The sequence below is a fragment of the Pseudoalteromonas sp. bablab_jr010 genome, from assembly GCF_016464105.1.
In the GTDB taxonomy this organism is placed as follows: domain Bacteria; phylum Pseudomonadota; class Gammaproteobacteria; order Enterobacterales; family Alteromonadaceae; genus Pseudoalteromonas; species Pseudoalteromonas simplex.
Genome location: NZ_JACDWV010000164.1, coordinates 1 through 505 on the forward strand (window position 1 = coordinate 1; position 505 = coordinate 505).

The 505-nt window shown below is 40.8% G+C and carries 1 pseudogene; it reads left to right on the forward strand.

Annotated features, from left to right (window positions below):
* Positions 1 to 325 (forward strand): annotated as a pseudogene (locus tag JIG37_RS17665) (hypothetical protein); the annotation flags it as partial.
* Between the last annotated feature and the right edge of the window lie 180 nt (positions 326 to 505).

The following is a 505-nucleotide window of genomic DNA, read 5'->3' on the forward strand; positions in this document are numbered from 1 at the left end:
AAATCAGCGTAATGTCGGTTCAGCACGCGGTGGCTCACGTGTATTTGTATCACTCATGGTGCCGTTAAAATACCCTAAACATTATCGCTTCACTAAGCCCACTTTTTATGTAGGTGGTTCAAATCGTGAATGGGATTCACTAGCATACGCCACGGCCATGACCTTTATGGATACATCCATCCCGCTTGGCACTCACTTATATCAATCGATAGAGCATTACTTCAAAATTGATAAAGACATAACCGAAAAACATGGATTCCCTGAGGAGCTAAAACCTTATTTAGATCCAGTAGATTGCCAAGTAAATAGAGAAGCCGTGTGGTAGTGAAGCTAGTTTGGCTTGTATTTACGCAAAGGAGTGGCGCCGAACTGTAAATAAATAGTTAGTAATACAGTTCGGTAATAAGGAAGTTGAATATGCTTGAGCAATACGCAGAAACCGCTTATCGCGGAAAACAAGCTGCAAAATTTAGAAATGAAATCGCAACAGATGAACGTGATTCTA